The following is a 3,993-nucleotide window of genomic DNA, read 5'->3' as shown; positions in this document are numbered from 1 at the left end:
CCTCGTCGAACGCTTCTTCTGTCGCATCAAGCACTATCGTCGAATAGCGACTCGCTACGAAAAACTGGCCGAACGGTTTACCTCGTTCATCAGCCTCGTCGGCGCCATCGTCTGTATGGCCTGAATGTCAACACACCCTAGACAACGAAGCGTGTGTGTCCTTCGGCACACACGCCCACCCCAGCTCCTGCGCTCCTCGGCGCAGCCAGCAGGGGTGGGGAGCGGGTACCACACGGCTGCTGCTTGCGCAGCTGCGCCTGGGGTCGGTTCGCGCTGCGCGCTGCCGACGGCTGGGCGATCGCCCTGGCGAACCGAGCGCAGCGAAGGACCACAGGCCGAGCGAAGCAATGGCCCGTGTGGGGCCCGTTCCCACCCCCTTCTGACCGTGCCGAGAAGCGCAGGGCCTGGGGTGAGCGCGTGCCGAAGGACACGCGCCTCGTTGTCAAGCTTGCCGCAGCTGTTTGAGCGGAGTTCGAAGAACGCAGCGAGTTCTGCGGCACACCCCAGGACCGAGCATCGCAGGCTGCCCCCTCGCCTGTGGCGAGGGGGACACGGGCAGCGGGGTCGCCTTTCTTTGGGGTACGTTTCTTTGGCGACGCAAAGAAAGGTACCTCGGCCGCCGGGCCGAGACCCGGCTCCCGCCCTCGGCACAGGCATGCTTTCAAAGCAGCCACGCCGCCGGGCGCACATCCCGGCCTCCGACCTCAAAACAACTACAGAAGCACCCACCGAAACAACATCGAACGGACACCCACAAGAACACGACTAAGATCGCGCCTGTTTGAAATACTCGAAGGAGAACCCCTTGCGCCACACCCTGTGCCTGCTGCTCGCCACCCTCGCCATCGCCCCCGCCGCCATGGCCCAACAAGCCAAACCCGTCACCACCTCCAGCGGCCTGGTCTATGAATCGATCAAGGACGGCACCGGCGAATCACCCAAGGCCACCGACACCGTCAAGGTCCACTACAAAGGCACCTTCCTCGATGGCAAGGAGTTCGACAGCTCCTACAAGCGCGGCGAACCCACCTCGTTCCCGCTCAACCGCGTGATCCCCTGCTGGACCGAAGGCGTGCAGCGCATGAAGCCCGGCGGCAAGGCCAAGCTGACCTGCCCACCGGCCATCGCCTACGGTGCCAATGGTGCCGGCGGCGTGATCCCGCCCAACGCCACGCTGAACTTCGAGATCGAACTGATTTCCGTCGGCAAGTAAAAAACAGAAGAAAAGAAGTTATCGGCGCGCGGGCCATCACGCAATGCTGCTCAAGGTCGGTGAACTGGCCCGCCGCACCGGCCTCACGGTGCGCACCCTGCACCACTATGACGAGATCGGGCTGCTGGCACCTTCGGGCCGCTCCGAGGCCGGCTACCGCCTGTACAGCCAGGCCGACGTGCAGCGCCTGCACGCCATCCAGACCATGCGCCAGATGGGGCTGGCGCTCGGCGACATCGGCGAGTTGCTGGCTGGCGATGGCGTGGCGCCCGAGCGCATCATCGGTCAGCAGATCCGCGCGCTGGACCAGCAGATCACCCAGGCAACCGAGTTGCGCGCACGCCTGACCATGCTGCGCGACGGCCTGATGGCCGGGGCCGAGCCCGACATGGGCAACTGGCTCGAAGCACTGGCACTGATGACCACCTACGGCAAGTACTTCAGCTCGGCCGAGCTCAAGCAGATCTTCGTGAACTGGAGCCTGATCGAGGCCGATTGGCTGATCGTCAAGGACCTGGTGCGCAGCGCCATGGACCGCCAGCAACCGCCCGACAGCCCCGAGGTCCAGGCCCTGGCCTACCGCTGGATGGCACTGATGCTGCACTGGATGGGCGGCGACCTGGACCTGCTGGACCGCTGGGGCCACATGTTCCGCACCGAGCCCAGCACGCAGGGGCGCAACCATGCGCCACCGGGCGACATGATCGAGTTCGTCGAAACCGCGATCAAGCTGCGCATGGCCCTGCTCGAAAAGTACCTCACGCGCGACGACCTGCGCTCCCTGGGCCACGTGCCGCACACCCAATGGGCCGAACTGCAGGCGCAGGTGGAGCAGTTGCTGGCACGGCAGGTGCCCGCCTGCCACCCGTACGCCATGGCCGCCGCGCAGCGCTGGGATGGACTGTTCGGCCAGCTCACGCGCAACGACCCGGTACTGCGCCAGAAGCTGCTGACCGCATCGGCGCAGGAGCCGCTGCTGCAGGCGGGATCGCCCCTGAGCGCACCGGTACGGGCCTACCTGCATGCGGCGCTGGCCCATGCAGGCGCCACAGCGTGACCACGAAAAATCCCGCAAAAAGCGCTTGACCCTCACGCAACGTGAGGCCCCACAGTCGGTCCCCAGACACCCTGGACCGACACCATGAACCCCCTCCTGCACACGCCCACGCCAGCCCCAGAGACCGGCTGGCGCGCACTGCTGCTTCAACCCACAGGCCACTGGCCGCTGTATGCCGTGGCCGGCACGGCCTGCCTGCTGCTGGCCGGCGTGCTGGCGGAATCAGCCGCGCAGCCCGAGGCCCTGGCGCTTGCCCTCTTCCTGTTCACCGGCGTGCTCATCGACGCCCTGCTGGCACCTGCCACGGCAGGCCGCGGCCTGCACACGGCCATGGTGCTCCTGTGCCACGCGGCGGCGCTGCTGTTTGGCCTGGCCCTGGCCGGCGCATTGCAGCAGCGGCGCGGCAGGCAGCCCGGGCTGCGCCCTGCCTGACGCCGCCGCCTCCTCGTCCCACTCCACCCTTTGCTTCCAGAGACAAAACCATGCCTTCACCCCAACACAACCCGCAAGCGCCCAGTGGTGCTGATCCGCGCGCCGCACTCTGGCGCGATCCCAGCTTCCGCTGGCTGACCGGCAGCTCGGCGCTCACCATGCTGGGCGACCAGTTCACCCTGATCGCCCTGCCCTGGCTGGTGCTGCAGATGACCGGCGACACCCTGGTGCTGGGCACCGTGCTGGCCCTCATGAGCGTGCCGCGTGCGCTGTTCATCCTGATCGGCGGCGCGCTGGTCGACCGCTATTCGCCCAAAGAGGTGCTGATGCTCACCAAGTACATCAACCTGGTGCTGCTGGCCCTGCTCAGCGGCCTGGTGCTCACGGGCACGCTCACGCTGTGGATGGTGTATGTGCTGTCGCTGGCCATCGGCCTGGCCACGGCCTTCAGCATCCCTGCGGGCACCGCCATGATGCCGCACGTGGTGCCGCGCGCCCAGTTGCAGGCAGCCAATGGCATCAGCCTGGGGTTGCGCCAACTGACCATGTTCCTGGGGCCGCTGCTCGCGGGACTGCTGATCGCGCTGTTCGGCGACGGCAGTGCAGGCACCGGTGCCGAGGCCCGCGCCAACGCCACGGGCATCGGCATAGCCTTTGCGCTCGACGCGCTGAGCTTCGGCATCTCGGCCTGGACGCTGGCGAAGGTGCGCATGCTGGAAGGCGCGTCACCGGTGCCGCAAGGGGCGCCAACGGCGGTGCTGGCGTCGGTGGCCCAAGGCCTGGTGCACTTCTGGCGCGATGCCGAGCTGCGCACCTGCTTCCTTTACTGGAGCGCCATCGCCCTGTTCATCATGGGGCCCATTCACATCGCCGTGCCGGTGCTGGCCAGCAGCACGCCCACGCTGGGCGCGGCCGCCTTCGGCACCATGCTGGGCGCCCACGGAGCGGGCACGCTGGCGGGCATGGTGGCCTCGGGCATGTTCCCGCGCCTGCGCGTGGGCAGCCTGGGCCTGACCATCCTGGTCTTCGATGCCGTGATTGGCCTCTTGTTCATCCCCATGGGCATGATCGACGCCACATGGCAGGGCGCTGGCCTGATGCTGGCCATCGGCCTGCTCGGCGGCTTCATGCAGGTGCGCGTGTTCACCTGGATCCAGCAGCGCGTGCCGCCCATGCGCGGTCTGGGGCCGCCAGGCAGGCTTACACCTGTCTCGGATTCACATCTGCCGCTGCCGACGACGCTCCATAAGTGTCGATCTCGGTTGTCGCCGTAGCAGTATATATGGGGGGG

Annotated in this window: 5 protein-coding genes; all 5 read left to right on the top strand. The window is 67.2% G+C overall.

The window, feature by feature from the left end:
- On the top strand, positions 1–124 hold a 124-nt coding region (locus ACK59X_RS33600; protein ID WP_409963677.1), incomplete at its 5' end, for a transposase.
- A gap of 735 nt (positions 125–859) precedes the next feature.
- Positions 860–1,213, top strand: a complete 354-nt coding sequence (locus ACK59X_RS33595) for an FKBP-type peptidyl-prolyl cis-trans isomerase (protein ID WP_409963675.1) — start codon at positions 860–862, stop codon at positions 1,211–1,213.
- Positions 1,214–1,256: 43 nt separating this feature from the next.
- Complete coding sequence (locus ACK59X_RS33590) at positions 1,257–2,270, top strand: MerR family transcriptional regulator (RefSeq protein ID WP_409963673.1); 1,014 nt, start codon at positions 1,257–1,259, stop codon at positions 2,268–2,270.
- Positions 2,271–2,354: 84 nt separating this feature from the next.
- Complete coding sequence (locus tag ACK59X_RS33585; protein WP_409963671.1) at positions 2,355–2,702, top strand: hypothetical protein; 348 nt, start codon at positions 2,355–2,357, stop codon at positions 2,700–2,702.
- Positions 2,703–2,752: 50 nt separating this feature from the next.
- Positions 2,753–3,976 (top strand): MFS transporter, encoded by a 1,224-nt coding sequence (locus ACK59X_RS33580; RefSeq protein WP_409963669.1) that lies wholly within the window; start codon positions 2,753–2,755, stop codon positions 3,974–3,976.
- Positions 3,977–3,993 lie beyond the last annotated feature (17 nt).

It is taken from the genome of Acidovorax sp. (assembly GCF_046339755.1).
Lineage (GTDB): Bacteria > Pseudomonadota > Gammaproteobacteria > Burkholderiales > Burkholderiaceae_C > Acidovorax.
The sequence above is the reverse complement of the archived record's forward strand: the minus strand, read 5'-3'. Positions and strand labels throughout refer to the sequence as shown.